Source organism: Ruegeria sp. N4 (assembly GCF_056531425.1).
Map to the genome: position 1 here is coordinate 124,481 of NZ_JBQFLT010000012.1, position 25,886 is coordinate 150,366.

Sequence of the window (25,886 nt, forward strand, 5' to 3'; positions counted from 1 at the left end):
CAGAGAATGGATTTGAACGGAAAAGCAGCCCTTGTGACAGGTGCGGCAGGTGGGATCGGCATCGCACTGGTGCAGCGTTTGCGCGATGCCGGTGCGCGTGTCGCCGTGGCTGATCGCAATGTGGACGGGATCGAGGCCGAGGCGCATTTGCCGGGTGATCTTCTGAACCCTGATTACGCGGACGCTTTGCCCAAGGCGGCAGCTTCGGCTTTGGGTGGTTTGGACATCGTTCTCAACAATGCGGGCGTTATTACGCGTGGGTCTGTCGCCGAGACCTCGGATGACGATTGGTCCTTGTCTTTGGGCGTGAATGTCGAAGCCCCGTTTCGCATCTGCCGGGCCGCGATTCCGATCATGGCTGATGGTGGCGGCGGGGTGATCGTCAACACGGCCTCTTGCTGGGGGCTGCGTCCGGGGCCGAACCACGCGGTCTATTGCATGACCAAGGCGGCCATCGCGTCGCTAACGCAATGCATGGGTATGGATCATGCGCATCAGGGCATCCGCATCAATGCCGTTTGCCCGAATGAGGTGAACACGCCGATGTTGCGCTCGGGCTTTGAAAAGCGGGGATTTGACCCCGACACCGCCGTGGCCGAGCTGGGCCAGACCGTACCGCTGGGCCGCATAGCCGAGCCTGAGGATATCGCAGATGTTATCATGTTCCTTGTCTCGGACGCGTCGCGCTATGTTTGCGGCACGTTGGTTGAGGTGAACGGAGGCAAACCTGTCTCATGACGCGATTTGAAGGCAAAACCGCGCTTGTTACCGGCGGACGCAGCGGGATTGGCCGGGCCATCGCCGAACGGCTGCGGCACGAAGGCGCGCGCGTGTTTACGACTCAGCGTGGGGCAGACCCGGAGTTTGAGGGGATCACGGCGGACTTTACCGATCCGGACAGCCCGCAGCGAGTGGTGGATGCCGTTATCGCCAAGGCCGGGCGTCTGGATGTTCTGGTCAACAACGCAGGCGTGATGCAGGAATCCTCGGTCGAGGATATGAGCCTTGAGGACTGGCAGCGCATTCTGACCGTCAATCTGACCGCGCCCTTCCTGATGATAAAAGCCGCGCTGCCGCATCTGCGCAAAACGCGGGGTTCCATAGTAAACACCGGATCGATCGAAGGTTTGGGCAGCAATCCCGGTCACGCGGCTTATTGCGCGTCCAAGGCGGGATTGCATGGCCTGACCCGCGCTGTTGCTGTGGATCACGGGGCCGAAGGCGTCCGCTGCAACGCGGTCGCGCCGGGGTGGATCGACACCGACCTGAACGAGGATTTCGTCAACGCGATGCCCGATCCCGATGCGTTTCGCCGAGATATTGCAAATATCCACCCTGTCGCCCGGACCGGACGGCCCGAGGAAGTTGCGGCGCTTGTCGCGTTTCTGGCCTCGGAGGATGCGGCATTCATCACCGGGCAGATCTACACCGTTGATGGCGGGCGAATGGCAAAGCTCAGCCTGCCCTGAGACCTTCGGTTCTATTCCTTGCCCGAGCGCCATTCCTTCCAGATCAGATAGCTGTTTGCCCCAAGCGAGGCGAAGGGCTCGGGCGGCAGGCGCGGCAGGTCCGGCTGCGCCAGAAAGTGATCCGCGATTTCTGAACCGCCCTGCAGCACAAGCTCGGCAATGCCCATTCCTTGCAACGTCCCTCGGGCGATGCCGAGGCCGTTCTGGCAGCAGGCAGAAAAGACGCCGTCCTCCAACTGCCCAAACGCGGCCGATCCATTGCGACTGAGGCAGAGCATTCCGGCCCAGCGATGCTCCATCTTCACATCAGGCAAATGCGGGAAGCGTTCCATGAACTTCCGGTCATGCACCCAGCCCGCGTTGCGCAACCGCATCGGGCTGGTCTCGATGCTCGGGTGAAAGCTGGAACAGGTGCGGATCAGGATACGATCCCCATAGCTACTCGACACGCGCCGGACCGAGGTGCCCATCGGATCGGCTGGCGTTGCCGACCAGCGCAACTGCCCGCCCAGCGTATTGATCTGCGCCTCGGTCAGTGGGGCTGTGATCGAGGCATAAAGGCAGATATGCATCAACTGCCGCTGGTAGAATCCAAAGCTTTCAAGATGGCCGTTGTTGGCCAGAATGATCCGCCCGGTGCTGACCTTGGCCTTGGGGGTGTTGACCACCCAGCCTGCACCTTGCTTTTCAAAACCGGTGACCGGAGAGTTCTCGAACACGTCGATCTGTTCCGCCAGTCGGGCCGACAGCGCCCGGATATAGGCTGCTGGCTGGATCATCACCGTTCCCGGTGCATAAAGACCCGAGGTATAATGCGGGCTGCCCGTAATCTCTTGCATCTGCTGTTGATCATAAAGCGTATGCGGCTCGCCCAGTTTGGTCAGATGCTCGGCAAATTCGTGATTATGCGCGTCACCCGCCTTGGTGGCGGCGGCGTTGTACTTGCCGCACGGGTCGAACATCTCCTGCGGCAGGTCGCACTCATCGGCCACTTCGGTCGCAAAACCGATGGCCTTGCGGTTCAGCGCGATGGCGGCGCGATCCGCCTCTAACCCTTCGCCCGCGTAATTGTCCGAGGCCAGATCATGCGGCAGGTCGATCATGAACCCCGAGTTCCGCCCTGCCGAGCTGTCAGCGAATTGGGCCGCCTCCAGCAGAACGATTTTCAGGGACGGATCCAGTTGGTGCAGCCGTCGCGCCGTGCTGAGCCCGGCAAACCCGCCACCGACAATGGTGATGTCGGCGTTTTGGTCCTGTTCCAGCACCGGCAGGGGCGTCTGGGATGGCAGGATGGCATTCCATCCCGCCGGGCCGGTCTGCCGGGGCAGTCTTTTGGCCTTGAACCGTGTCAATCCACGGCCTCGTCCGCGTCATCGGCCAGATCGATCCAGATGGTTTTCAACTGAGTGTACTGGTCATGGGCATGGACCGAGTTGTCGCGACCACCAAAACCCGATTGCTTGTAGCCGCCAAACGGGGTGGTGATGTCGCCCTCACCAAAACTGTTGACTGTGACGGTACCCGCCCGGATCGCCCGCGCGCCGCGAATGGCGCGCTTTGCGTTGGCGGTGAAGATCGAGGCGCAGAGGCCATAGTCGGTGTCGTTGGCAAGCTTGATGGCCTCATCAAAGCCCGACACTTCGATCACCGACAGAACGGGGCCGAAGATTTCCTCGCGCGCCAGAGTGGCGTCATTGCCGGGCACTTCGACCACAGTGGCTTCGACAAAGCCCCTCTCAGCTTTTCCTCCAATGACCACGTTTTCGGCCTGATCCAGATAGCCGCACACTTTGTTGTAGTGCCCTTCGCTGACCAGCGCGCCCATACGGGTTTCCAGGTCAAGCGGGTCGCCGATATTCCACTGTTTGGCGTGATATGCGATGCGCTCCAGCAGTTCCTCTTTCACGTCCTTATGCACGATCAGGCGGGACGAGGCCGAGCAGTTCTCGCCCATATTCCAGAACGCGCCGTTCACCACATGCGCGGCCACACGATCCAGGTTTTCGGCGTCCTCCATCACGATGGCGGGGTTCTTTCCGCCCATCTCAAGCACCACCTCTTTGGCGTTGCTTTCAGCCGAGTAGGTCAGGAACCGCTTGCCGGTCACGGTCGATCCGGTGAAGGACACCATGTCGATATCCATATGCCGTCCGATGGGTTCCCCGACTTCGGCCCCGCCGCCGGGCACAATATTCAGCACGCCGCGCGGCAGACCGGCCTCCATCGACAGTTCGGCCAGACGCAGAGCAGTAAGCGTGGTTTCCGCTGCCGGTTTGACAACGACCGAACAGCCTGCTGCCAGAGCAGGCCCGATCTTCCACGCCAGCATCAGCAGGGGGAAGTTCCACGGTAGCACCAGCCCGACAACGCCGATGGGTTCGCGCACCACCATGGCGATGTGATCGTCGCTGGCAGGGCTAACCTGATCGTAAATCTTGTCAATCGCCTCGGCGTGCCATTTCAGGCAATGGATTGTCTCGGGCACGTCCACGGTTTCGCAGTCATAGATGGTCTTGCCGCTGTCGATGCTCTCCATCACCGCCAGTTCGCGCGCGTTGCGTGTCATCAGCTTGCACAGCCGGATCAGCACGTCCTTGCGCTCGGATGGGTGCAGTTTGGACCAGCGGCCATCGTCAAACGCCTCACGCGCTTTTTCAACGGCAAAATCCACATCCGCAGCGCCGCAGGCGGCGATATCGGCCAGCGTGTCGCCGGTGGCGGGGTTCACCGTTTCAAACGTCTCGCCCGAGATCGCCGGGCGGAATGCGCCATCGATGAAGGCTCCGGTGGGCAGGTCCAGATTGACAGCGATGGATTTGTATTCGTCCTTAGTGAGCAATCCCATGCCTTAGCCCTCCGCCACGATATCTGCGATTGTCTTTTTCAATACGCGCGTCACCTGTTCCAGCGCGCGCTTATCGTCCTTGTTCAGACCTTTCAGCGGAGGCCGCATCGCGCCCGCGTCGATCCCGTTCATGGTCACACCATGCTTGATGGTCTGGATAAACTTGCCACCCTGTTCCAGCACCCGCATCAGCGGCATCATTGCCGACATGATCCGGCGACCCTTGGCGAAATTGCCCTGGGTCACGCAGGCCTGATACAGGGCCACATGTTCGGCAGGCAGGAAATTCGACCCGCCGCACACCCAGAACGGCGCGCCCCAGGCAAAGAACTCCAGCGCCTGATCGTCCATGCCGCAGCCCAGCTGGATATGCGGATAATCGCGCGCCAGCAGATGCACCCGGTTGATATCCCCCGAGCTTTCCTTGATGCCGCAGAAGTTGCGACTGCGACCCACGCGGTCGAGGAATTCCTCACCCATCATCGTGCCGGTGCGGTGTGGGTAGTTGTACAGCATGACAGGCAAGTCAGCGGCTTTGTCGATGGCCAGCGCGTTCAGTGCGTTTTCGCGGTCGGTTGGCACTGAATAGGGCGGGCTGGCCAGCAGGATGGCATCGGCACCGATCTCACGCGCGCCCGAGGCCAGAGCAATCGAATCCGGTGTCAGCATTGCCCCGGTTCCGACGACCAACGGCAGACGGCCCTTCAACTGCTCATGCGTGAACCGCGCCAGTTCCAGCCGTTCCTCGACAGTCTGCGCATAGTTCTCACCGGTCGACCCGCCCGAGATCAGACCGTGCACGCCGTTCTCAATCAGGTATTCGATCACCTGCGCCAGAGCGTCCCAATTCACGCGTCCATCGTCGTGATAGGGCGTGACCACCGGGGTATAGATCCCCTCAAATCTGAAAATCGGGTTCATTCCGTCCTCATGCAGGTTTCGAAAGTGGGATGCCCATCGGGACATCCAGCGCGTCAGGCATCACGAACAGCTCGATCTGATCGCGTGACAGGTTCCAGTGGTCCTCGGCCAGCTGCGCAGCAGCCGCCTCATCGCCCGCCTCGATGGCGGCGATGATGGCGTCGTGCTGACGGCTGGCTTCTGACAGGTTTTCGGACATCTTGGCCGTCTGAGGCCGGTAAAAGGTCATCCCGATCCGGGCGTGATCGATCAGCAACCGGTTAAACGACGGCAGCAAGTAGACATTGCCGGACATCTCTCCAGTCACGTCATGAAAGCGGTTGTTGGCCAGCGCGCGATCCTCGGCAGACCCCGACCGCAGCGCTGCCTTAAAGGCCTGTTGGGCGTCTTTCAAAGCGTCCATCTGCGCGTGCGTGGCGTTTTGCGCCGCCAGCCGAAGGATTGCGCCGTAGATCATTGGGGCTGCCAGAAAGAAGTCGCGCAATGTGGTGTAAGACATTTCGGACACCCGCGCGCTGCGATTGGCGCGCAGATCCAGATAGCCCTCGCCTGCCAACTGCCTGAACACTTCGCGCAGCGGCGTCCGGGACAGGCCAAACGCATCGGACAGATGCGCTTCATCCAGATCGGTGCCGGGTTGCAGGCGCAGCGTCAGAATCGCGACCTTCAGATGCTCGGTCAGTTCGGTTTTGCGGGACTTGGCATCGTCTTTCATCAGGACCCTCTGGCTTGGCGCGGGCGAATCACAAATTCGGTCGCTGTGCACCACCTGTATTCGAAAAAAATACAACTTGTATACAGAAAAAAATCGTGCAGCATGTCACTTCTTGAAAGACTCGGGCGCGAACTGCCCAATTGAACTGGAAACACCATGCGCCATACGCGGCACATCACCTTCATCCTGGTCGAGGAGTTTTCGCACCTCGCCTTTTCCTGCGCGGTCGAGCCGTTGCGGATTGCCAATCTGGTCAGCGATGAAAAGCTATATGAGTGGACCCTGCTGTCCGAAGATGGCGAACGTGCGGTGTGCTCGAACGAGCTGGTGACTTTGGTGCATGGCGGTTTGGATGACCTGACCAAAACGGACCAATTATTCGTGTTGTCGGGCATTCACATGCGCAATCACGTCACGCGACCGTTGCTGTCCACTCTCAGGCGCGAACGGGCGCGGGGAACACCAATTGGGGCGTTGTGTTCCGGGGCGTGGCTGCTGGCCGAGGCTGGTTTTCTGGACGGGATGCAGGCCGCAATTCACTGGGAATATCACGACGCGTTCATGGAAGCGTTTCCCGAAGTGAACCTGGTGCGCAGCGTGTTTGTGGCTGACGAAAAACACATCACCGCCTCGGGCGGCACGGCAACGGCGGACCTGATGCTGCACCTGATTGAGCGGGACCATGGAGAGGAACTGGCCATCGAGGTGGCCGATCAGATGGTCTATAACGCCGTCCGAAACGCCACTGCAAAACAGCGCGTCTCGCTTCAGTCGCGCAACGGGATGCGCAATGCGCATCTGGCCAAAGCAATCCAGATCATGCAGGGCAGTATCGAAACGCCGGTTTCACCTTCGGATATTGCCGAGACCTTGGGCATTTCAACCCGTCAATTAGAGCGTTTGTTCGGCAAGTACCTCAACACCTCGCCCAAGAAATACCTGATGGAAATGCGGCTGGAGCGGGCGCAGAAACTGCTGTTGCAAACCGAAGCTTCGATCACCGAGGTCGCCATTGCCTGTGGCTTTGAAAATCCCGGCCATTTCTCACGCGTGTACCGGTCAAGCTTTGGCGTGACGCCCCATTCGCAAAGAAACAAGATCGACTGAGAACGGCAAGGCGGGGGGAGCACAGCAATCATCCGAAAATCGGACAATCGCGTGCTCACCCCCTGAACCCGCCGAGATACCCCCTCGTTAAAAAATGTGACTAGTCAACCGTTCGGCGGGCTTAGGTGTCGATATATATCGATATTGGCATAACTATTGCGAGATCATGTCACTTGTGCGTTAGTTTCTGCCACAATGATTAACATTTGAACTTTGACGAGGTCAGATGCTGGATATGAAACGCGAAATCGGGCGCTGATGATCGCGGCTAAGTTCGCCGAAATTGGCCCCAAATCAATCACCCGCCCACATCCCGAAAGAGCTTTCGTCAAACTCGGCGACCATGGGTGCGTGATCGGATTCTGGGAATTTGCTGTCGGTTGCGAAGGCGATGCTTTCGTCGTGGATAAGTTCGTTATGAATCTCGGCATTCACAAAACTTGCCATCATTCGGCGCGACACAAGCATATGGTCCAGCAGGTTGGGCTTTCCGTGATGATACAGGGTAAAGCGGCGGCTTTGCGCGACGGATAGCGCGACAGGGTGCATGACCCGGTCATTCAACGCGGGGTTTCCAGTGTCTTCGGTCGTTCCGCGAATGGCCATGATCGGCACGTCGTTGGGCTCGGCGTTGAAATCGCCGCAGATCAGGATTTTGGCGTTCGGCTCATTCTCGAAGATACCGTCGACAAACAGACGCGCCTCCAGTGCTGCACCGACCCGTTTCATGGATGAAATGAAGTACCCTTCGGCCCAACCCGCCGCGCTGGCCCATTTGTAATTTGTTGGCCCCTGTCCTGGAATCGGAGTGGGGATCTTCGACTTGAAGTGGACGTTCAGAATGTGGATCGGATCCTCCTGACCTTTCCTCAACCGCACATAAAGGGACGGACGTTCCCATTTGACGTCCACAGGACCCGGATTGCCGGTTGCCGTGACCCGCGAATAGGACGGCGGATTCACCAGCGTGTTCTGAACCTCCCGAACCTCTTCAACAGCCATGTCGGGCGAGGACGCAACAACCAGATTGCGGTATCTTTCGACATCGGGTTTGTTTTTCAGCGTGGTAGAAGAGAGCGTAAATTGCTCGTACCTGGTGCCCGTCAGCAACGTGCCAAGCGCCCGAAGCTGCCGCGGGCCGCTGTCCATATCCTGCCCGTGAACTTCCTGAAAACAGATGACATCTGCCCGCAGTCTTTCCAGCATCGGCTGCAGGATTTTGACGCGATCATTAAAGGCGGCGGTGCTGTTTTCTGATGTGCCGTCGTCGAGGTTCTCAATGTTGAAAGTCGCAAAACGCATGGCGTGGTCCTCAATGAAATGAATACAAAAACGCTATCATATTGGGGTAGAAATGATACCGTTTTGAGACAAACGGCTGAACAGATGGCGGATCTTCTGATAGGGCCACATGATCGCTATTCGTGCAAAAACTGGACCCTGAGGACAAGTTTACCACCCGGTTCAAGGGTCATATTCGGTAGGTTTGCCTGAGGATTGCCCGAAGCGACCATTGCCGCCAGCGAAATCATGGCTTCGCAAGGATTGCACAACACTGAAAGCGGGATGGTGCTGCTGGAGAGAATTGAACTCTCGACCTCTCCCTTACCAAGGGAGTGCTCTACCTCTGAGCTACAGCAGCGCTGTGGGCGGGTGATTAGACTCAAACGAAACGGGGCGCAAGGGTGTCTGGACGGTTTTTTTCGCCTCCTGTAGAGAAAGACCATGGCAGACAAAGATACACCTAAAAAACACGGCAAATCCGGGGATGCGCGGGAAGAGCGCTTGAAGGCTGCGCTTAAGGCGAACATGGCGCGGCGCAAGGCGCAGGCCAGGGCGCGGGCGGCATCCGACGACAAGGCCGGTAAGGACGAGGGATAAGAGCAGATGGATTCGATTCTGGTGACGGGCAACGGCCCGCTAAACGGTCAGATACCGATTGCGGGGGCCAAGAACGCGTGCCTGACGCTGATGCCTGCAACGCTGTTGAGCGAAGAACCGCTGACGCTGACCAATGCGCCGCGGCTGAGTGATATCAAGACCATGACCGCCTTGTTGCAGTCGTTGGGGGCCGAGGTGTCGTCTTTGCAGGACGGGCAGGTGATCGCAATGTCGAGCCACAGCCTGACCAGCCAGACCGCTGATTATGACATCGTGCGCAAGATGCGCGCCTCGAATCTGGTGCTGGGACCGTTGCTGGCGCGGTTCGGACAGGCGGTTGTGTCGCTGCCGGGCGGGTGTGCGATTGGCGCGCGGCCGATGGACCTGCATGTCGAAGGGCTTGAGGCGCTGGGGGCCGAGATTGAGCTGAAAGACGGCTATTTGCACGCCAAGGCACCGGGCGGGTTGAAAGGTGCGGTGCACGAGATGCGCTTTGCCTCGGTCGGGGCCACCGAGAACATCGTCATGGCCGCCACGTTGGCCAAGGGCACTACGGTTCTGAAAAACGCTGCGCGCGAGCCCGAGATTGTCGATCTGGTCGACTGCTTGCGCAAGATGGGGGCGCAGATTTCCGGCGAGGGCACTTCGACCATCGAAATTCAGGGGGTCGAGCGGCTGCACGGTGCAACGCATCAGGTTGTGACCGACCGGATCGAGCTGGGCACCTATATGCTGGCCCCGGCGATTTGCGGCGGCGAGGTCGAGCTGCTGGGCGGGCGGATGTCTCTGGTCGACTCGTTCGCGGCCAAGCTGGATGCAGCGGGCGTCAGCGTGACAGAGACCGAGAAAGGCCTGAAAGTGACCCGCAAAAACGGACCGGTGCGCGCAGTGGACGTGGTGACCGAGCCCTTCCCCGGTTTCCCGACCGATCTGCAGGCGCAGATGATGGCGCTGATGTGCACGGCCGAGGGGACTTCGGTACTGGAAGAGCGTATCTTCGAGAACCGCTTTATGCATGCGCCCGAACTCGTGCGCATGGGTGCGAATATCGAGGTACATGGCGGCACCGCCACGGTGACGGGTGTCGAACGTCTGAAAGGTGCGCCCGTGATGGCGACCGACCTGCGCGCCTCGGTCTCGCTGATCCTTGCGGGGCTGGCGGCGGAAGGTGAGACTACGGTCAGCCGGGTCTATCATCTGGATCGCGGATATGAACATGTGGTGCGCAAGCTGGAAGGTGTGGGTGCCAAAATCGAACGGATCAAGGGCCAATGACAGACGCAAGCTTTGAAGACGGGCGCGAGGCCCCGCTGAATCTGGGGGCTGAGGATGCGGATGACCTGCAGGTAATCTCAACCCTCGCGCAGGACGCCGTGTTTCCAGTGACAGAGATGACATGGCATCCTTCGCAGCGCCGGTTTGGCCTGTTGCTCAACCGGTTCCGCTGGGAGGACAAGGACGCAGCCACGCGCCGTGATCGCCCGTTCGAGCGGGTGCAATCGGTGTTGGTTTTCGATTCCGTGATGTCGGTGGCCAGTCAGGGTGTCGATCGCAGCGACACGGATTTGGTCATGTCCCTGCTGTCGGTCGATTTTGAACCCGGTGAAGATGGCGCGGGTCAGATCATGCTGACGCTCGCCGGAGATGGAGCGATCCGACTGACGGTTGAGGCCATTGAAGCAACGCTCAAAGACGTGACGCGGCCCTATCAGGCCCCGTCCGGTCAGGCCCCGAACCATCCGGAATAAACGCGGCATATCGCAGGCGTTCACCAACCCCGTCGAGGGGGTGGTGCTGCGCCGCGCCACCGTGTTCGACGTGTTCCAGATGAGCCGGGTGTTGATCCGGTCGATCACCCATCTTTGTGCTGCGGATCATGGGAAAGACCCGCATCTTCTGTCCCTGTGGACGGCCAACAAGGATCCGCAGACCATTCGGGGATGGATTCAATCCGGGTCAGAGGTCTGGGTCGCGGAACTGGCCGGGCAGATTGCAGCCGTCGGCGGCGTGCGGCTGGGGTCCAAGATTTCTCTGCTATACGTCGATCCGTCTTATGTCCGTCGTGGGATCGGTCGGGCGCTTTTGGCGCGGCTGGAGCAAGAACTTGCAGATCAGGGATGTGAACAAGCGTCCTTGGATGCCACGCATACCGCGCGCGCCTTTTACCTGAGATATGGGTGGGTGCAGGCGGGCGAGCCGGAAGACTGGCGCGGGATGACCCAGTTTCCCATGCGCAAATCGCTGCACCCCGCCAAGAAGGGTTGAGACCTGCGGGTCCCGGCGATATGTCCCCGTGAAACGCTCCGGAGTGCCCGATCATGCCCGTATTCCTTGATACCACATCGCCCGAGTTTGAAGCCGCTTTTCAAACCCTGCTGTCCGCCAAGCGCGAGGACAGCCCGGATGTGGATGCAGTTGTGGCCGGGATCATTGACGATGTCCGGGCGCGCGGCGATGCGGCGGTGATCGAGCTGACTGCCAAATTCGACCGGCTGCAACTGACGCCGGACACAATGGCGTTTTCGACCGAAGAGGTGACGGAAGCGGTTGCACAGGTATCAGAGGCCGACCGTGCGGCATTGGAACTGGCGGCTGCGCGTATCCGTGACTATCACCAAAAACAGATGCCTCAGGATCAGCAATGGACGGATGCTGCGGGGGCAACGCTGGGCTGGCGCTGGTCGGCGGTTTCGGCGGCGGGGCTTTATGTGCCGGGCGGGTTGGCCTCTTACCCGTCATCCGTGCTGATGAACGCCATACCAGCAAAGGTTGCGGGCGTGGAGCGGCTGGCCATCGTGGTGCCGACGCCGGGAGGTCAGGTGAATCCCTTGGTTCTGCTGGCGGCGCAACTGGCAGGCGTAGACGAAATCTATCGCATCGGCGGCGCGCAGGCTGTTGCCGCGCTGGCCTATGGCACGCAGACCATTGCGCCGGTCGACAAGATCACAGGTCCGGGCAATGCCTTTGTCGCGGCTGCCAAGCGGCGGGTTTTTGGCAAAGTGGGCATCGACATGATCGCGGGCCCGTCCGAGATTCTGGTCATTGCCGACAAGGACAATGACCCGGACTGGATCGCGCTGGACCTGCTCAGCCAGGCCGAACATGACGAAAGCGCGCAGTCGATCCTGATCACGGATGATGCCGCATTCGGACAGGCCGTGGCGCGGGCCGTTGATAAACGTCTGGAAACCCTGCAGCGGCGCGAGATTGCCGGGGCAAGCTGGCGCGATTTTGGCGCGATCATCACCGTGCGTGATCTGGATGAAGCCGCCGCGCTGTCCAACCGTATTGCCCCTGAACATCTTGAGCTGTGTGTCGCAGACCCGGTGGTGCTGAGTGAAAAGACCATCCACGCTGGCGCGATCTTTCTGGGTCAATACACGCCCGAAGCCATTGGCGATTATGTGGGCGGCCCCAACCACGTGCTGCCCACGGCACGGTCTGCGCGGTTCTCGTCCGGCCTCAGCGTGATGGACTTCCTCAAACGCACGACGCTAAGCCAGATGACCCCCGAAGCGTTGCGTGCCATCGGCCCGGCAGCCGAACAACTGGCGCAATCCGAAAGCCTTGAGGCGCATGGATTGTCAGTGTCGGCACGTCTGAAACGGCTGAACGGCTGATGTGACGCAAAGACCTGTGGAATATGGCGCTTCTGTGCGTTGCCCAATGAAATGCGTTGTTATAGGTCTGAGCAGACGTGAAGGATTGTGACCGTTAAGATGACCCGCATTTCGCATATCGAACTGGACGACCGTAACCTGCCCCCGCCGACCCCCGAGATCGAGCAGGAGCGTAAGGTCGCCATCTATGATCTGTTGGAAGACAACAGCTTTGCCCTGCCAGCGCGGGACGGGCGTCAGGTGCCGGACGGGCCGTATCATCTGCAACTGTCGATCCGCGACAAGCGGCTGGTTTTCGACATTGCCACCGAAGCTGCGGAAAAAGCGGCTGAGTTCCACCTGTCGCTTGGCCCGTTCCGTCAGGTGGTCAAAGACTATTTCCAGATTTGCGAAAGCTATTTCAACGCGGTCAAAACCCTGCCGCCCAGCCAGATCGAGACCATCGACATGGCCCGGCGCGGCATCCACAACGAAGGCAGTCGGGTGTTGCAGGAGCGGCTTGAGGGCAAGGCCGATGTGGACACTGACACCGCCCGACGCCTGTTCACGCTGATCTGCGTGCTGCATTTCGGAGGCTAACGGGTGACGCCTCTGCCGCAGTCGATCCTGTTCTGTTGCGACCACAACTCGGTTCGGTCTCCGATGGCCGAGGGCATCATGAAAAAGTTCTACGGCACCGGCACCTATGTGCAGTCTGCCGGCGTGCATAATGATCTTGAGATTGACGGGTTCTGCATCTCGGTCTGCCACGAGATCGATGTTGAGCTGTCCCGCCATCGTTCACGGTCATTCGACGAGATGGAGGAATGGGGCGATGACCTCAGTTCCTTCGACCTGATCGTCGCCCTGTCCCCCGCCAGTCAGCGCAAAGCGCTAGAACTGACCCGGATTTTTCATCTGGATGTCGATTATTGGCCAATAATGGACCCTACCGGGATGGGTGAGACGCGCGAAACAAAGCTACACCACTACCGACAGACCCGCGATCAGATCATCAAGCATCTGAAAGACCGCTGGGGCGAACCAACGGAGTGACCCATGAACCAGACCGTTCAGACCTATTTCGATGCCTTCAACGCCGGGGATGTAGACGGCATGCTGGCCTGTTTGTCCGATAACGTGGCCCATCACGTGAACGAAGGCCAGATTCGCGTTGGCAAAGAGAAATTCGCGGCTTTCTGCGCCCATATGAACCGCTGCTATAGCGAGAACCTGACCGACATTGTGGTGTTCGAGGCCGAAGGCGGCACCCGCGCGGCAGCCGAGTTTATCGTCAACGGCACCTATCTGGAAACCGACGAAGGGTTGCCGGATGCCCATGGTCAGACCTATCGCTTGCCGGCCGGGTCGTTCTTCGATCTGAAAGACGGCAAGATCACTCGCGTCACCACCTTCTACAACCTTGCGGATTGGACCAAGCAGGTCTCGAATGGCTGAGGTCACTGCGGTTCGCGCCCTGACCGGAGCGGCGCTTGAGGCTGCTCTGGACGACGTGGCGCGCCTGCGGATCGAGGTGTTTCGGGCCTGGCCGTATTTGTACGATGGCGATCTGGAGTACGAGCGGACGTATCTGCAATCCTACCGTGACAGTGACAAGGCCATTGTTGTTGGCGCGTTTGATGGGAATCGTCTGGTTGGTGCGTCAACAGGCGCACCGTTGATGGATCACGCTGACGATTTCGCGGCGGCGTTCGATGGAACGGGACTGGACCTGTCGCAGATCTTCTATTGTGCGGAATCCGTCCTGTTGCCTGACTATCGCGGGCAGGGCGTCGGGCATAAGTTCTTTGACTTGCGCGAAGCTCATGCGCGCGCCTTGGGCTTCACCAAATGCGCCTTTTGCGGCGTGCAGCGCCCGTCGAATCACCCATTGAGACCCGAGAACTATCGCCCGCTGGACGTATTCTGGCGCGCCCGTGGCTATGAGCCCCTGCAGGGTGTGATTGCGCAGTTTTCGTGGAAGGATATCGGGGAAGGCGGTGAGACGCTGAAGCCGTTGCAGTTCTGGATCAGAAATCTTTAGGCATTTCTTGATAGGCGGAACACCTTTAGACAGCCGGAGCCGACCAGATCGTCCAAGTGGCTGTTGCTTGGACCTTTTTTCCTGCCAACATCTTGTGACTTCTTGCCATCAGACTTGTCGGCGAGGGTTTTCCCCTCAAGTTGGCCTTGGATTAACGAGGTCACAGAATGATTGAGAACGAACCCAAGCCAGCCCGCTATTATGACGAGCACGATATTTGGACATTGGACCCAACAGCGGCAGATGCTGTGGTCTATGAACGTTTCGCCTCAACCATCGTGGACCTTGTGAATGTGCTGGATGACAGTAAGCCGATGATGTCACGGGACGTATACGCCAGATTGTTTGATTCCCTGCTGAATATGTCGCGGCTTTTGGGGCAGTACGAAGAGAGTTGGGGTCTGGCTTCGGGCAGCCAACGGACCGATTGACCTAACACCGGCCAAAAGTTGTTTGGCAAATCGACGGTTTTCGCGTTTCCGCGCCCATGCTCACTATACAAACTCGGACATAGACGATTAGTCTCGCCCGCGGACCGATAAGCTGGGATCGCTGACATGAAAGTCGCCACCGCCGCCTACAATCTCGACTGGCTCGACAGTTGGGCGCAGTATGAGGACAAGCTGGACCGCTGGGTCTCGGACGCCGTAGGGCAGGGGGCCGAGCTTCTGGTTTTCCCTGAATACGGTGCGATGGAGTTGTCGACACTGGACGGGCCCGAGGTGGCAGGCGATCTGGAACGCTCGATCCGGGCGGTGTCCGACCGGATGGAGGATGCGCAGGCCCTGCATCAGCGCCTTGCGGCTGAGCACAAAGTGTACATTCTGGGTGCCTCGGCGCCGGTGATTACCGGGCCGGGCCGTCCTGTGAACCGCGCCGAGCTATATGCGCCGGACGGCCGGCAGGATCATCAGGACAAGCAAATCATGACCCGGTTCGAGCGTGAAGACTGGGACATCGTCCCCGGCGGTCCGCTCAAACTGTTCGATACGGCACTGGGCAAGATCGGTATTCTGATCTGCTATGACAGTGAATTTCCCCTTTTGGGCCGCGCGCTGAGCGATGCGGATATCATCCTCGTTCCGTCCTGTACCGAGGCGCTTTCGGGCTATTGGCGGGTTCGGATTGGTGCAATGTCGCGGGCGTTGGAAAACCAGTGTGTGACGGTGATGTCCTCGCTGGTCGGCAGCAATGACTGGTCCGAGGCGGTAGATATGAACACCGGCACCGGGGGCATCTTTGGCCCGCCCGACAAGGGTTTTCCGCAAACCGGCGTTCTGGCCGAGGGTGCCCTGAACCAGCCCGGCTGGACTTATGCCGACGTCGATCTGACCGCCATCGCCAATGTCCGCGCCGATGGTCATGTTCTGAACCGAACCCATTGGGACGAACAAATCCCCCGAGTCGAATCGGCCACAATCTCTCAGCTTTGATGATTCTGGCCTTGAAATAAGGCCGAAATAGGCTCATTTAAGCGCACATCCCCGCAGATTCTGCGGGTGCAACGTAACGATGGAGACAACATGGCCAAGGAAGATACGCTCGAATTTCCCGGTGTCGTGAAGGAACTCCTGCCTAATGCGACGTTTCGGGTCGAGCTGGAAAACGGCCATGAGATCATCGCACATACGGCAGGCAAGATGCGCAAGAACCGCATCCGTGTTCTGGCCGGCGACAAGGTTCAGGTCGAGATGACCCCCTATGATCTGACCAAGGGTCGGATCAACTACCGCTTCAAGTAACGCCTGCCGCAATGGCGTTTATCTTAGGATCGGGCAGCCCAAGGCGGCTGGACCTGCTGGCGCAGCTTGGCGTGCAGCCGGATGCTGTCCGACCCCCGGATATCGACGAAACGCCGCTGAAGGGGGAACTGCCGGTTCCCTATTGCAGCCGCATCGCACGCGAAAAAGTGCAGGCCGTGCAGGCCGATGCCGATGATATCGTTCTGTGCGCGGATACCACGGTTGCTTTGGGCCGCCGCATTCTGGGAAAGCCTGAAGATGCAGGTGAGGCGGCGGCATTTCTTTTTACCCTGTCCGGTCGGCGTCACCGCGTCATCACCTCGGTTGCCGTACGCCGTGGTGACCGTGTTCTGCAAAAGGACGTGGTTTCGCAGGTTCGGGTAAAGCGTCTGTCCGATACTGAGGTCAACGCCTACCTTGAAACAGGGGACTGGAAAGGCAAGGCTGGAGCTTATGCCATCCAAGGTCCGGCGGGCGCTTTCATCCCCTGGATTTCCGGTTCATTCACCGGCATCGTTGGTCTGCCTTTGGCCGAAACATCGGGGCTGCTGCAAGCGATCGGTTACCCGTTACATCGAGGAACGCCATGAAGGGCCGCACCATTGTTCTGGATCACATAGAAGGCCGCGAAGCTGCGGCCTTGATGGTGGACGGCAAGCTTGACGACTTTCTGATCGCTGGCGACGCGCCAACCCCCGGTACGATCTACCGCGCCCGCGCGGATCGCCCGGTCAAGGGGCAGGGTGGCATGTTCCTGACAACCCCAGACGGCCCTGCGTTTCTGCGGCAAGTGAAGGGTCTGGCCCCGGGTGCCTTGGTGCTGGTTCAGGTCACGGGCTACGCAGAAGACGGCAAGGCGCTGCCGGTCACGGATCGCGTTCTGTTCAAAAGCCGTTACGCCATTGTCACACCCGATGCACCCGGCCTGAACATCTCGCGCAGTATCAGGGACGAGGACGAACGGGACCGGCTGCTTGAAATTGCGCATGAGATGATGGGCGACAGTCCCTACGGGCTGATCCTGCGTTCCTGTTGCGCCGGGGCCGATGCTGACGAGATTGCAGAAGACATCAGCGCCATGCTCGCACAGTCCGAACAAGTGGTGAACGATCCCGGAACAGAGCCGGAAACCCTGTGCGAAGGGGATGGTCCACATCTGCTTGCATGGCGCGACTGGACCGGCCCGGCAGAAGTTGTCACTCAGACTGGCGGGTTTGAAACCCACGGCGTGCTGGACGCGCTCGAAACCGCGCGCAGTATCAAAGAGCCTTTGTCCGGAGGAGGGTTCTTGTACATCGAACCCACGCGGGCACTGGTGGCAGTGGACGTAAACACCGGCTCTGACACCTCTTTGGCGGCGGGAACCAAGGCCAACTTCGCCTGCGCGAAACAATTAGCCCGCGCCTTGCGTGTACGGGGCCTAGGCGGACAGATCACGCTGGATCTGGCCCCGATGCCCAAGAAGGACCGCCGCGGCTTCGAACAAGCCCTGCGCACCGCCTTCCGGCATGACCCCGTCGAAACAACGCTGGCAGGCTGGACCCCTCTGGGCCACTTCGAACTGCAGCGCAAAAGGGGTCGTATCCCTTTGAAAGAGGTGTGGAAATGAGCTGCCCGATCTGTGGTGAAGAGACAGTGAACCGTTTTCGCCCTTTCTGCTCGAAGCGTTGCGCGGATATTGATCTGGCCAAATGGCTCAAAGGCTCATACGCGGTTCCATCGCAACGCGAAGAGGACATCGAGGCCGACACTTCCGACGCGCCCGAAGCCCTTCAGCGGCCACATTGAAAAAATGTAAAAAAGCCTCTGGACACTGCTGAACGCAAGTCATAGAACGCCTCCACCCAACGGCAAACACCGTTCCCGTGCCCGGGTAGCTCAGGGGTAGAGCAGTGGATTGAAAATCCTCGTGTCGGTGGTTCGATTCCGCCCCCGGGCACCATATCATCAGGTAAGCCCATGGTTTCACTCCAGCTTTTAACAGCAGGTTGGAGCCGTAGACCATGTAAGGGGCCATTTCACCCAAGTACACCTTCGTGGATGATGTTGTGTTTTACTTTTGTTTCTGCGTCGGCACTGTCGAAATATGAATAGAGCGGGGTAACACCTCACTCGACATTTGGCCGGGAAATATACCGAAACTCTGAAAGCACTGGGTCCGGAGCCTAGTTCAGAAAAATCTTAACCCCGAAATAGGGCCCGTGCTGTGTGACGTCATAGGCAAAGTCGCCAGTGTCGAGTGTATCGCTGTAATCGACGCTGAAATAACGGTAGCCAAACGTAACCGCCGTATTCTCCCAGGGCTGATAGTCAAATCCGATATTGGCCCCGACCTGAAGGTCGTTGCCTCCGGCCCCGAAGCCGCCAAGATCCAGTGAGGCGATGGTCGTCCAGCGCTCGTTGAGGCGCCACATGCCGCGGGCCCCTATGACTGGTTCGATCCAGTCCTGGTCTCCGCCAAGGGTGGGTGGGTTTGCTGGCCCGGATGTGGTGAAATCGATCTCTTGCCGGATCGAGTTATAGCGCAGGCCGCCTTGCAGATCGACGGTGTAGCGTTGGTTGTTCGCTCCATAGGTTCCGTCAGCAACGCGATATGCGCCGAGGATCGCGAACCACTTCTGCCGGACATCCACGTTCACGGCTGTCGCGCGTGGGCCGGGAAGTGTTGCATCCTCTTCGATGCCCACATAATTGGCGTCGACTATAATCCCCAGATCGCCGTTCCATGCCTCGTACCGCCCGGCGGCCGCGAAATCCAGAACGCTCAGCACATCGCCGAGATCAAGGTCAATATCGGCGGAAACACCCGCAACCGTTGACGTTCCAGAGGTCCTGAGTGGCGTAAACAAATAGAAGCCCAGGGTATGTCGCCACCCTTTGTCATTCTGGCCGGGCGCGGGCAGAGATTGGGCAGATGCGCCAAAAGCAAGCAGACAGGGCAGAGCAATTGTGCTTGCGGTGCAGGCGGCTGATCTGATGGTCATGTCTCAATCTCCTTAATCTACTCCGCGGCCAGGCGGACAGTCCGTTCGTCACGAATACAGCGCCTCTGGTCACTTGCTGACCGAGGATTGTTTGAGCAGAAAGGCCTCAACAGCGGCCTGGGTTTCGGGACGCAGGTTGTCGATGCCTTCATATGGAACGCCGCGTGCGGGTTCGGTGTCGGGGTACGTTTCCTTGCGCTTTAGATGCCGTCCGAGAATGCGTACAAATTCCTGCCCGCCCCAGGCGCCAACCTCGGTAGAGACCGGGTATTTTTCATGCGTGTCCCGGTAAACATCGAAGAAGTCAGCAAGGATTGCGCTTTCTCCGGATCCTGGAATACGCAGCTTTAGCTGATCCTTGATGATCGCCTTGGGCGTTTTGACCGAATAGACGATCAGGTGATCCCGCCGGCCCTTTGTTTCCCCCAAAAGCAACAGTGCAGATTGATCGACGCCATCTACCAACCGGTCCCTGGGGATACCTGCATCCGCCCCCGCAAACCGAGCCAGTGTTGTGTACAGATCAGAGACATGGACGATATCCCCAACAATCCCGTCTGCCTCGATCATGCCGGGCCAGCGGATGAAGCTGTCGACCCGGATACCGCCTTCGGATACATCGCCTTTGCCGCCCGAGAAAACCATCGGTGTGAACCCGGACTGAGGGGCGTATTTGGTGAAGTGACCGTTGTCGCCCATGACGACGACGATGGTGTTTTGGGCGATGCCAAGTGCCTCTAATTCGGCAAAGATGTCGCCCAGCCACTCATCAAGCAGTTGCATTTTATCGACATAAAGCCCGCCGTTTGGCGATTGCGGCCCGCTGCGGCCTGCGCGTGTATTATCGAGCGGGATCAGAGGCCAGTATTGCAGGAAAAAGGGCTGATCACCGCCCGCAAGCTTGCGCAGCTGTTCCAGGGTCTGATCCTGATAGCGCTGGTTCATGTCGTCGTATTTTTCTGCTGTCCAGCGTTCGCCCGCGGTCATATGAACTTCGCGCGCGGTTCCTCCTTTTTCGGCCTCTAGCCCGGTCACCATGGCTGCCGGGTCGGGGCGAAAGAAGTGGTCCAGAACAAAGCGATCATCGAAATCCGATATCCCGACAGAGACCTGTTCCCGGATTGCGTCATCATTGAAGATCGTAAGCTGCCCCTGCTGGTGCACCGGGAAACCGGCCCAGTCGAACCCCTGATTATGCGGCCAGGCTTCGGGGATATCGCCCATATGCCATTTGCCGACATGCGCTGTCGCATACCCCGCACCTGACAGGACCTCGGCCAGTGTCACCTCTTCAGCGGGCAGGCCGAACCCTGCGATGTCGACGGTGGTGTCGCCCATTCCCATCCGCACCGGCAGCCGTCCGGTCATCATCGCAACCCGGGTGGGTGTGCACGAAGGCTCGGTATACATGCGCACCATACGCATCGCCTGATCCGAAAAATCGTTGATGTTCGGGGTGGAATACCCGCGCACAGCGTTGAGTTCGGGAATGCCCAGATCGCCGAAACCAATATCGTCAATCAATATGTTTAGGATGTTCGGCGGCTTACCTTCGTTTGTGGCCCGGAAGTCCTCCAGCAGCTGATCGACCTCGGCATTATCCGCCGCCCATTGTTCCGCGTTTTGCGCTTCGAGGATATAGTACTCGGCGTCGTGGACAATGGGTGCGTTCTGCGCTGTTGCGACGTTTGCAGCGAGACAGATGAGTGCCGAAAGGCCAATCCGTTTTTTCATTTCGGTGCTCCTCATTAATTCTGTTTAGGTGTGTGTTCGGTTGCGGATTCGACAGCGGGCTGCGGGCGAGTGGGCTCGGTGTACCCTGCGGTTGTGCGGTTGATGTCGGTGCCGGGGAAGAACTCGACCCAGACGTGCCAGAACATCCCGGATCGCAGGGTTTCGACCCGGTTCAGCTTGCCGCAATCTGCATTTCCGAAGAAATCGATCTCTGTCACTGGCGTGCCGCTGTCATTGTACCAGACGCCAACGCTTTCATAGGTCGGGTCATAGGACACGACGACGTCGCGACCGCCCACCGTGGCATTGATCAGCCCGTGATGTTCGGCAATGAAATCATCGGTCCAGCACACGGCATCGTCACCAACCGTCACGCCCCAGACGTATGTCTTGTTTGGAAGGCGGTCGTCGCTGTGGCTCATGTTGTCCATGACCGGCGCGGATTCCTGATGCTGCTTTGCGATGCCCGACGAGAACACGGTTTCTGTGAACATATCGAACAGCCTTAGAAATGGGTTCGATGACGGTTTGTTCAGAAAAACCTCACCGTCCGGGTAGGCTTTCTGAAATCCACGAAAGCTCATCCGGAAGGTTGGCCAGGGCTGCATTGCGGACTGCCCTGAGGCATCGCTGTCGAAATGGCCATAGATCTGTTGGATCGGTTCGCCACTGGTGTTGTCGCGCAGGATCAGGTTGTTGCCGTGCTGGGCCAGCACTTCCAGGTCCAGTCTTTTGCCATCGACTAAGGGCTTGTAGGCCAGACCCAGATTGGCCATCGCGCAATAGGTCATCACGATGTCGTCTCCACCCAGCCCTTTCGCATTCCCGGCCAGATGCGGGCGCATCAACTGCGCGTCGGAATGCGCGCGTGCGTGGCCATTGTTCTCGATCACCAGAACGCTTGCCGATGGATTGATGTAATCGCGCGCTTCTGAGATCGGGAAATACTGCGCGCTGTTTTGCTGATTGCGCAGGCCGATGTGGACCCAAACCCAGGGGAAGACGAACAGGAAGATGATCAGCACGGTCACGGCCGGCATGCCCAGGAAAAACAACCATCCGGGGCCACCGCCCATTAAATGGCCAATAAGCATAAGGATCAATGCTCCGATACCGGCGGCCAGATAGGCGTTTTCGTTGCGGATAAATCGGATCATGTTGTTCCGCTTCACCTTCAACACCATTTGGCTGATGTCGCCGAGGTCGCGGAAATACATGAACCCTATCGTCAACGATACGATGAGACCCGCGTAGAATAAGAGATTTGCCAGCATTTGGATCGCCTTTGCCGTGTTCTGGTTAGCCTTCGGGAGGTTTTGATCTGGACGCGAGGTAAAGGTGAATTTCGTCCTCAAGCCCCCGAAGGCTATCGATTAAATCAGAGTAGGTCGGATCACTGGCATCGCAGGGTAACAGGGCAGCCAGGCTTTCATAATCAACGCAGATTTGGGCAAACACAGTGTCCGCGCTTCGAAGGCGTCCGATTTCATTCGCCCGGTCCGGAAACAACATCGACAGTGTGTCCATAGTGATCCTCAAATCGCATGTTCCCAAGTTCTGCCCCAACGACGAGGCGCGCTCCCCCTCCTTTCCCATCCAATATCGCTGAAATTCATTTACATATTCAGGTATCTTAACGTATGTTACGACGTAACATGTTATTTTTCAGAGGCTTATAGGTTGCCTGAAGGCTTCCAAGGCGATGTCGTTGACGAAATTGCAGACAGATCCGGGTCCTGATCCGGTTGGGTCGACTCTTTCGGATGTAGAAATCCGGCGGGCTTTGGCATTGATTCTGGAAAGCCCCGAATTTGACGGGGCAGAGCGTTTGCAGTCTTTTCTAAGCTACGTCGTCGAAAAGCTATTGACGGGGCAAGCCGAGGACATTCGCGCCAAATCAATTGCCGAGGACGTCTATGGCAGATCGCTGGACGCAGGTGGCGACCCGATGGCGGTCGTACGTGTCGACGCGGGCCGAATGCGCCGACGGCTGGCCAGTTACTACTCGAACTCCGGGAAAGAACAGCGCCTACGTATTCATGTCGATCCCGGTGGGTATGTGCCCCGGTTCGAGTTGCTGGAGCCTGAGCGAGGAAAGAAACGGAAGCGGCCGTTGCCGAGATACCTGCTGCCCGGAATGGTCGTTCTGGCGGCGCTGGGGGTTGGGGTAGTCGTCTTTTTCTCCAAGGCTGCAGACATGCCGCAATTCACCTCTGTTCAGTCCGATGACACCTTGAAACAGCAAGCGGTCAGAGAAGCGTTGTTTTCCACCAACCCCACAAAGTTGCAGGCGGTTAACCTGGCCGCCGAGGCGCGCCCGTTGATGTTTCCGGTTCTTGATCGTGAACGCCTGCACGCAGTACTTGGTATGTTTGACCGGGCTATCGCTTTGGATGAGACATATTTCGGCGGTTTCGCAGGCTCGGCTCAAGCCATGGGTATTCTGGCAATCACCGCTCCGCCCGGTGAGGGAAAACGCGACCTGCTGAACCTCGCAAGGGTGCGCGCGAACAACGCAGTGGAACTGGCCCCCGATGAGGCGTGGAGCCACTCTGCGCTTGCTTTGGTCTCGTTCGCCAATCGCGATTTTGATGCGGCACTCAAGCAATCCGCTCGGGCGATCAGCCTCGCGCCGGACGACATACATGTCACAAATTTTGACGCTTTGTTTGCGTTGTTTGGCGGCGCGTTCGAACGCGCAATTGCCTCTGCCACGCGCGCGCAAGAAAGCGACCCGAACAATCGAAGGTTTCCATATCGAAGCGTCCTGGCCTCTGCGAGTTTCCATTTGGGGGATTTTCAGGATTCAGTGGACCAGTTCAACGAAGCGATAAGATTGGGCGACCCGGTAAGCGCAATTTCGATTGGGTATCTGGCCGCCGGATATCAACGGTTGGGAGAACACGAACAAGCCGGTGCAACAATCCTGCTTTTGCAGGAAGCCTGGCCTGACTACCCCCTTGCGGCTTTGTTTCGGACCTTGTTTGCTGATCCGGCCCATGCCGAAGATATTCTGTCCGCATTGGACGAAATCGCGCCGTCACCTGTTGATCAATGATCCGGTAGACATGCGACGCTGGAATTCAAACTCCGGAAGCAAGGCGCTCGTATTTTGCCTAAATCTGCTTTGCCAGAATGGAATAAGCAAAAAATTCCAATCGGAAGTGTCTCACTGCGTCTTTCAGGATCCGCAAACCACCAACCATTGCATGACCAAAGCTCACCAATCGCGCTGATCCAGCTCTGAGTGGACCACTCTCCTCCATGACCCTGATGGCATCCAGACTGAAATCCTTGGCTAGGTCTTGGTTTTGAACCGCAGGAATGCACTCGAGATTCAGCACTTTTCGACTATTAATAAGGTAGCCGACTTATGAGAACTGCCGGCCGATCGCACGGCCAATGGACGCGTGGGGTCAGGACAATAGGCGCAGCAGAATGTGCGCATCGTGGTTTTGACCACTATAGAAGACAGCGAGTACGCGTACGATCAGTTTGTCATCGTCGACTTCAAAATAAATGATCGCTTTGTTCTTGGTTACGTTCCGAATGCTATTGCCGAGATGTGGTCTTAGGGTGCCTTGATGTGGAACGTTCGCCAGGCTTTCGAGGCTCTCCTGAATTTCTATGACGCGCTTCTCAGCGCGCAGAAAAGCGGTTTCCAGATCTTCGCCAAAGTGCTCAGAGGTTTCAACAAGATAGTCAAATATGAGATCGAGATCTGAGGTGACTTCTTCGGCGCGAACGACTTTATAGACCACGCACAGCCCGCTTGCGTGCGATCATGTCTTTGGTGCGCTCATTGCCTTCTTCGAGAGTAACGAAGGTTCCGTTTCGACGCTGATCCAGCAGCTCTCGCAGTGCGTCAGTGTTTTGCGATTGCTCACGCATCAGTTCAAGCCCATGCTGAAGCACGGCGGACAGGCTAGCGTAATGACCCTGGGCGACAAGATTCCGCGCGTAGGCGTCTTGTGACTCAGTCAGGGATATTGATGCTTTAACGCTCATATCAAGCCTCATGTTTACTACTGAGTAGTATAAGCTGCTGCAAACAACAGTCAATATTGGGCGCGCACGAACGTGTTTTATTGCCATTGCTATCCGGAAACAAACTTCCTTGCATATCCCGCTATATCGTATTGGCACGCCAACGCCGTTCAAAGGAATCTGATCCCGTGCATTGATACCGGTTGAGCCCAAGTTCTTCGGTTCGAGGATGAGCTTTTGTCCAGCACCCTATCGGGGCAATGCTATCTGACCCTGTCTCGCTTTCGTTTGGGTGCGGGCACCCCGGTAGAGCCGTTTGAAAGATATTCCGTTGAAGGTGAACAACAAACGATTGTCCTGACCGTAGAAGTCGAGCCGCGTCTTGACAACGAAGTCGTCTTTGCTTTTGAAACCAAAAAATCAAAACACCTTTGACCATAAGTGAATTCATTCGACGATCTCCACCATGAGACCTTCCGGAGATCGAACCACTGCTTCATAGTATCCGTCGCCCGTTCGCCTCGGTTTGGACACCAGCAGCCCCGCGTGTTTGAAGCGATCTGCCACCTCATCAACTTTCGATACACTACCTACTAAAAAGGCAACGTGTGCCCAGCCACCTTCCTCGTGAAAGTAAGGCTTCACCCATGGTCCTTCCATCAGTTCGATGCGAACGTCTTCGTTAGGCAACGTGGCGAAGCGGGAGGCAAAGCCGAGGCGATTCACACTCTCATACCTGTCGCTGAGTTCCGCTTCAAAAAACTCTTCCCAAAATTTCGAGGAGCGCTCCAAGTCTGTTGTCCAAAGAGCAATGTGGTTCAATTTCATCCCAATCTCGCTCACATCTTTTCAGTATTG

Annotated in this window: 31 protein-coding genes and 2 tRNA genes; 21 read left to right on the forward strand and 12 right to left on the reverse strand. The window is 58.2% G+C overall.

Translation table 11 applies throughout. From position 1 onward, the window contains the following. The first annotated feature begins 6 nt into the window (after positions 1-6). Positions 7-738, forward strand: coding sequence for an SDR family NAD(P)-dependent oxidoreductase (locus ACR0LW_RS17225; RefSeq protein WP_480582487.1), 732 nt, complete (start codon positions 7-9; stop codon positions 736-738). Next, positions 735-1,469, forward strand: coding sequence for an SDR family NAD(P)-dependent oxidoreductase (locus ACR0LW_RS17230; protein WP_480582485.1), 735 nt, complete (start codon positions 735-737; stop codon positions 1,467-1,469). The genes ACR0LW_RS17225 and ACR0LW_RS17230 overlap by 4 nt, the downstream gene beginning before the upstream one ends. Positions 1,470-1,480: 11 nt before the next feature. On the opposite strand, the gene ACR0LW_RS17235 is transcribed toward ACR0LW_RS17230, so the two are convergent. Genes ACR0LW_RS17235 through ACR0LW_RS17250 form a run of 4 tightly spaced genes read right to left on the reverse strand, consistent with a single transcriptional unit; the run spans position 1,481 to position 5,950 of the window. After that, positions 1,481-2,821 (reverse strand): NAD(P)/FAD-dependent oxidoreductase, encoded by a 1,341-nt coding sequence (locus tag ACR0LW_RS17235; protein ID WP_480883524.1) that lies wholly within the window; start codon positions 2,819-2,821, stop codon positions 1,481-1,483. After that, complete coding sequence (locus ACR0LW_RS17240; RefSeq protein ID WP_480883526.1) at positions 2,818-4,314, reverse strand: aldehyde dehydrogenase; 1,497 nt, start codon at positions 4,312-4,314, stop codon at positions 2,818-2,820. The genes ACR0LW_RS17235 and ACR0LW_RS17240 overlap by 4 nt, the downstream gene beginning before the upstream one ends. 3 nt (positions 4,315-4,317) lie before the next feature. Beyond that, positions 4,318-5,235, reverse strand: coding sequence for a dihydrodipicolinate synthase family protein (locus ACR0LW_RS17245; RefSeq protein ID WP_480883528.1), 918 nt, complete (start codon positions 5,233-5,235; stop codon positions 4,318-4,320). Positions 5,236-5,242: 7 nt separating this feature from the next. Beyond that, the gene (locus tag ACR0LW_RS17250) at positions 5,243-5,950 is read right to left on the reverse strand and encodes a GntR family transcriptional regulator (protein WP_480883530.1); all 708 of its coding nucleotides are present in this window, start codon (positions 5,948-5,950) and stop codon (positions 5,243-5,245) included. 156 nt (positions 5,951-6,106) lie between these two features. Between ACR0LW_RS17250 and ACR0LW_RS17255 the strand changes: the two genes are divergently transcribed. Then, complete coding sequence (locus tag ACR0LW_RS17255) at positions 6,107-7,057, forward strand: GlxA family transcriptional regulator (RefSeq protein WP_170521863.1); 951 nt, start codon at positions 6,107-6,109, stop codon at positions 7,055-7,057. Positions 7,058-7,351: 294 nt separating this feature from the next. Here ACR0LW_RS17255 and ACR0LW_RS17260 read toward each other — a convergent pair whose 3' ends face one another. Then, positions 7,352-8,359 (reverse strand): endonuclease/exonuclease/phosphatase family protein, encoded by a 1,008-nt coding sequence (locus ACR0LW_RS17260; protein ID WP_480780226.1) that lies wholly within the window; start codon positions 8,357-8,359, stop codon positions 7,352-7,354. Positions 8,360-8,624: 265 nt separating this feature from the next. Further along, positions 8,625-8,699, reverse strand: a tRNA-Thr gene (locus ACR0LW_RS17265). Positions 8,700-8,782: 83 nt separating this feature from the next. Here ACR0LW_RS17265 and ACR0LW_RS17270 point away from each other — a divergent pair. The 16 genes from ACR0LW_RS17270 (at position 8,783) to ACR0LW_RS17345 (ending at position 18,265) form a co-directional block, all read left to right on the forward strand. Continuing rightward, positions 8,783-8,938: a hypothetical protein gene (locus tag ACR0LW_RS17270; protein WP_170521867.1), complete on the forward strand. Its 156-nt coding sequence runs from the start codon at positions 8,783-8,785 to the stop codon at positions 8,936-8,938. 6 nt (positions 8,939-8,944) lie between these two features. After that, the gene (murA, locus tag ACR0LW_RS17275) at positions 8,945-10,213 is read left to right on the forward strand and encodes a UDP-N-acetylglucosamine 1-carboxyvinyltransferase (RefSeq protein WP_480883532.1); all 1,269 of its coding nucleotides are present in this window, start codon (positions 8,945-8,947) and stop codon (positions 10,211-10,213) included. Next, positions 10,210-10,686 carry a DUF2948 family protein gene (locus tag ACR0LW_RS17280; protein WP_480883534.1) on the forward strand — a complete coding sequence of 159 codons (477 nt, stop codon included), beginning with the start codon at positions 10,210-10,212 and terminating at the stop codon, positions 10,684-10,686. Before murA ends, ACR0LW_RS17280 begins: the two co-directional genes overlap by 4 nt. A gap of 43 nt (positions 10,687-10,729) precedes the next feature. After that, positions 10,730-11,203 carry a GNAT family N-acetyltransferase gene (locus tag ACR0LW_RS17285; protein ID WP_480883536.1) on the forward strand — a complete coding sequence of 158 codons (474 nt, stop codon included), beginning with the start codon at positions 10,730-10,732 and terminating at the stop codon, positions 11,201-11,203. Positions 11,204-11,256: 53 nt separating this feature from the next. Next, positions 11,257-12,558, forward strand: a complete 1,302-nt coding sequence (gene hisD, locus ACR0LW_RS17290) for a histidinol dehydrogenase (protein ID WP_480883538.1) — start codon at positions 11,257-11,259, stop codon at positions 12,556-12,558. 99 nt (positions 12,559-12,657) lie between these two features. After that, positions 12,658-13,137: a UPF0262 family protein gene (locus tag ACR0LW_RS17295; protein ID WP_170452413.1), complete on the forward strand. Its 480-nt coding sequence runs from the start codon at positions 12,658-12,660 to the stop codon at positions 13,135-13,137. Between the two features lie 3 nt (positions 13,138-13,140). Further along, positions 13,141-13,593 (forward strand): arsenate-mycothiol transferase ArsC, encoded by a 453-nt coding sequence (locus ACR0LW_RS17300; RefSeq protein ID WP_170452411.1) that lies wholly within the window; start codon positions 13,141-13,143, stop codon positions 13,591-13,593. A gap of 3 nt (positions 13,594-13,596) precedes the next feature. Continuing rightward, complete coding sequence (locus tag ACR0LW_RS17305) at positions 13,597-13,995, forward strand: ketosteroid isomerase-related protein (RefSeq protein WP_480883540.1); 399 nt, start codon at positions 13,597-13,599, stop codon at positions 13,993-13,995. Next, positions 13,988-14,581 carry a GNAT family N-acetyltransferase gene (locus tag ACR0LW_RS17310; protein WP_480582469.1) on the forward strand — a complete coding sequence of 198 codons (594 nt, stop codon included), beginning with the start codon at positions 13,988-13,990 and terminating at the stop codon, positions 14,579-14,581. Before ACR0LW_RS17305 ends, ACR0LW_RS17310 begins: the two co-directional genes overlap by 8 nt. A gap of 167 nt (positions 14,582-14,748) precedes the next feature. Then, positions 14,749-15,012, forward strand: coding sequence for a hypothetical protein (locus ACR0LW_RS17315; RefSeq protein ID WP_170521877.1), 264 nt, complete (start codon positions 14,749-14,751; stop codon positions 15,010-15,012). A 126-nt stretch (positions 15,013-15,138) separates the two neighbouring features. Further along, positions 15,139-16,014 (forward strand): carbon-nitrogen hydrolase family protein, encoded by an 876-nt coding sequence (locus ACR0LW_RS17320; protein ID WP_480883543.1) that lies wholly within the window; start codon positions 15,139-15,141, stop codon positions 16,012-16,014. A 90-nt stretch (positions 16,015-16,104) separates the two neighbouring features. Beyond that, positions 16,105-16,323, forward strand: a complete 219-nt coding sequence (gene infA / locus ACR0LW_RS17325; protein WP_005978431.1) for a translation initiation factor IF-1 — start codon at positions 16,105-16,107, stop codon at positions 16,321-16,323. 11 nt (positions 16,324-16,334) lie between these two features. Further along, positions 16,335-16,913 carry a Maf family protein gene (locus tag ACR0LW_RS17330; RefSeq protein WP_480883545.1) on the forward strand — a complete coding sequence of 193 codons (579 nt, stop codon included), beginning with the start codon at positions 16,335-16,337 and terminating at the stop codon, positions 16,911-16,913. After that, positions 16,910-17,932, forward strand: coding sequence for a ribonuclease E/G (locus ACR0LW_RS17335; protein ID WP_480883547.1), 1,023 nt, complete (start codon positions 16,910-16,912; stop codon positions 17,930-17,932). Before ACR0LW_RS17330 ends, ACR0LW_RS17335 begins: the two co-directional genes overlap by 4 nt. Beyond that, positions 17,929-18,111 (forward strand): DNA gyrase inhibitor YacG, encoded by a 183-nt coding sequence (locus ACR0LW_RS17340; RefSeq protein ID WP_480883549.1) that lies wholly within the window; start codon positions 17,929-17,931, stop codon positions 18,109-18,111. The genes ACR0LW_RS17335 and ACR0LW_RS17340 overlap by 4 nt, the downstream gene beginning before the upstream one ends. 79 nt (positions 18,112-18,190) lie before the next feature. Then, positions 18,191-18,265: transfer RNA gene (locus tag ACR0LW_RS17345), tRNA-Phe, on the forward strand. Positions 18,266-18,488: 223 nt separating this feature from the next. Here ACR0LW_RS17345 and ACR0LW_RS17350 read toward each other — a convergent pair. The 3 genes from ACR0LW_RS17350 to ACR0LW_RS17360 form a co-directional block, all read right to left on the reverse strand. Further along, positions 18,489-19,307, reverse strand: a complete 819-nt coding sequence (locus ACR0LW_RS17350; protein WP_480883551.1) for an outer membrane protein — start codon at positions 19,305-19,307, stop codon at positions 18,489-18,491. Between the two features lie 69 nt (positions 19,308-19,376). Continuing rightward, complete coding sequence (locus tag ACR0LW_RS17355; RefSeq protein ID WP_480883553.1) at positions 19,377-21,041, reverse strand: sulfatase-like hydrolase/transferase; 1,665 nt, start codon at positions 21,039-21,041, stop codon at positions 19,377-19,379. A gap of 14 nt (positions 21,042-21,055) precedes the next feature. Then, complete coding sequence (locus ACR0LW_RS17360; RefSeq protein ID WP_480883555.1) at positions 21,056-22,315, reverse strand: DUF3179 domain-containing (seleno)protein; 1,260 nt, start codon at positions 22,313-22,315, stop codon at positions 21,056-21,058. Between the two features lie 428 nt (positions 22,316-22,743). Here ACR0LW_RS17360 and ACR0LW_RS17365 point away from each other — a divergent pair, with 428 nt between their 5' ends. Continuing rightward, entirely contained in the window at positions 22,744-24,099 is a 1,356-nt protein-coding gene (locus tag ACR0LW_RS17365) for a tetratricopeptide repeat protein (RefSeq protein WP_480883557.1), read from the forward strand. Positions 24,100-24,457: 358 nt separating this feature from the next. Here the strand turns inward: ACR0LW_RS17365 and ACR0LW_RS17370 are convergent, their stop codons facing one another. Then, positions 24,458-24,802, reverse strand: a complete 345-nt coding sequence (locus tag ACR0LW_RS17370) for a type II toxin-antitoxin system RelE/ParE family toxin (protein WP_480883559.1) — start codon at positions 24,800-24,802, stop codon at positions 24,458-24,460. Beyond that, positions 24,792-25,049 (reverse strand): ribbon-helix-helix domain-containing protein, encoded by a 258-nt coding sequence (locus tag ACR0LW_RS17375; RefSeq protein WP_480883561.1) that lies wholly within the window; start codon positions 25,047-25,049, stop codon positions 24,792-24,794. The genes ACR0LW_RS17370 and ACR0LW_RS17375 overlap by 11 nt, the downstream gene beginning before the upstream one ends. A gap of 216 nt (positions 25,050-25,265) precedes the next feature. Between ACR0LW_RS17375 and ACR0LW_RS17380 the strand changes: the two genes are divergently transcribed. Then, positions 25,266-25,463 carry a hypothetical protein gene (locus tag ACR0LW_RS17380; protein ID WP_480883562.1) on the forward strand — a complete coding sequence of 66 codons (198 nt, stop codon included), beginning with the start codon at positions 25,266-25,268 and terminating at the stop codon, positions 25,461-25,463. A 12-nt stretch (positions 25,464-25,475) separates the two neighbouring features. Here ACR0LW_RS17380 and ACR0LW_RS17385 read toward each other — a convergent pair whose 3' ends face one another. Beyond that, positions 25,476-25,856 (reverse strand): VOC family protein, encoded by a 381-nt coding sequence (locus ACR0LW_RS17385; protein ID WP_480883564.1) that lies wholly within the window; start codon positions 25,854-25,856, stop codon positions 25,476-25,478. Between the last annotated feature and the right edge of the window lie 30 nt (positions 25,857-25,886).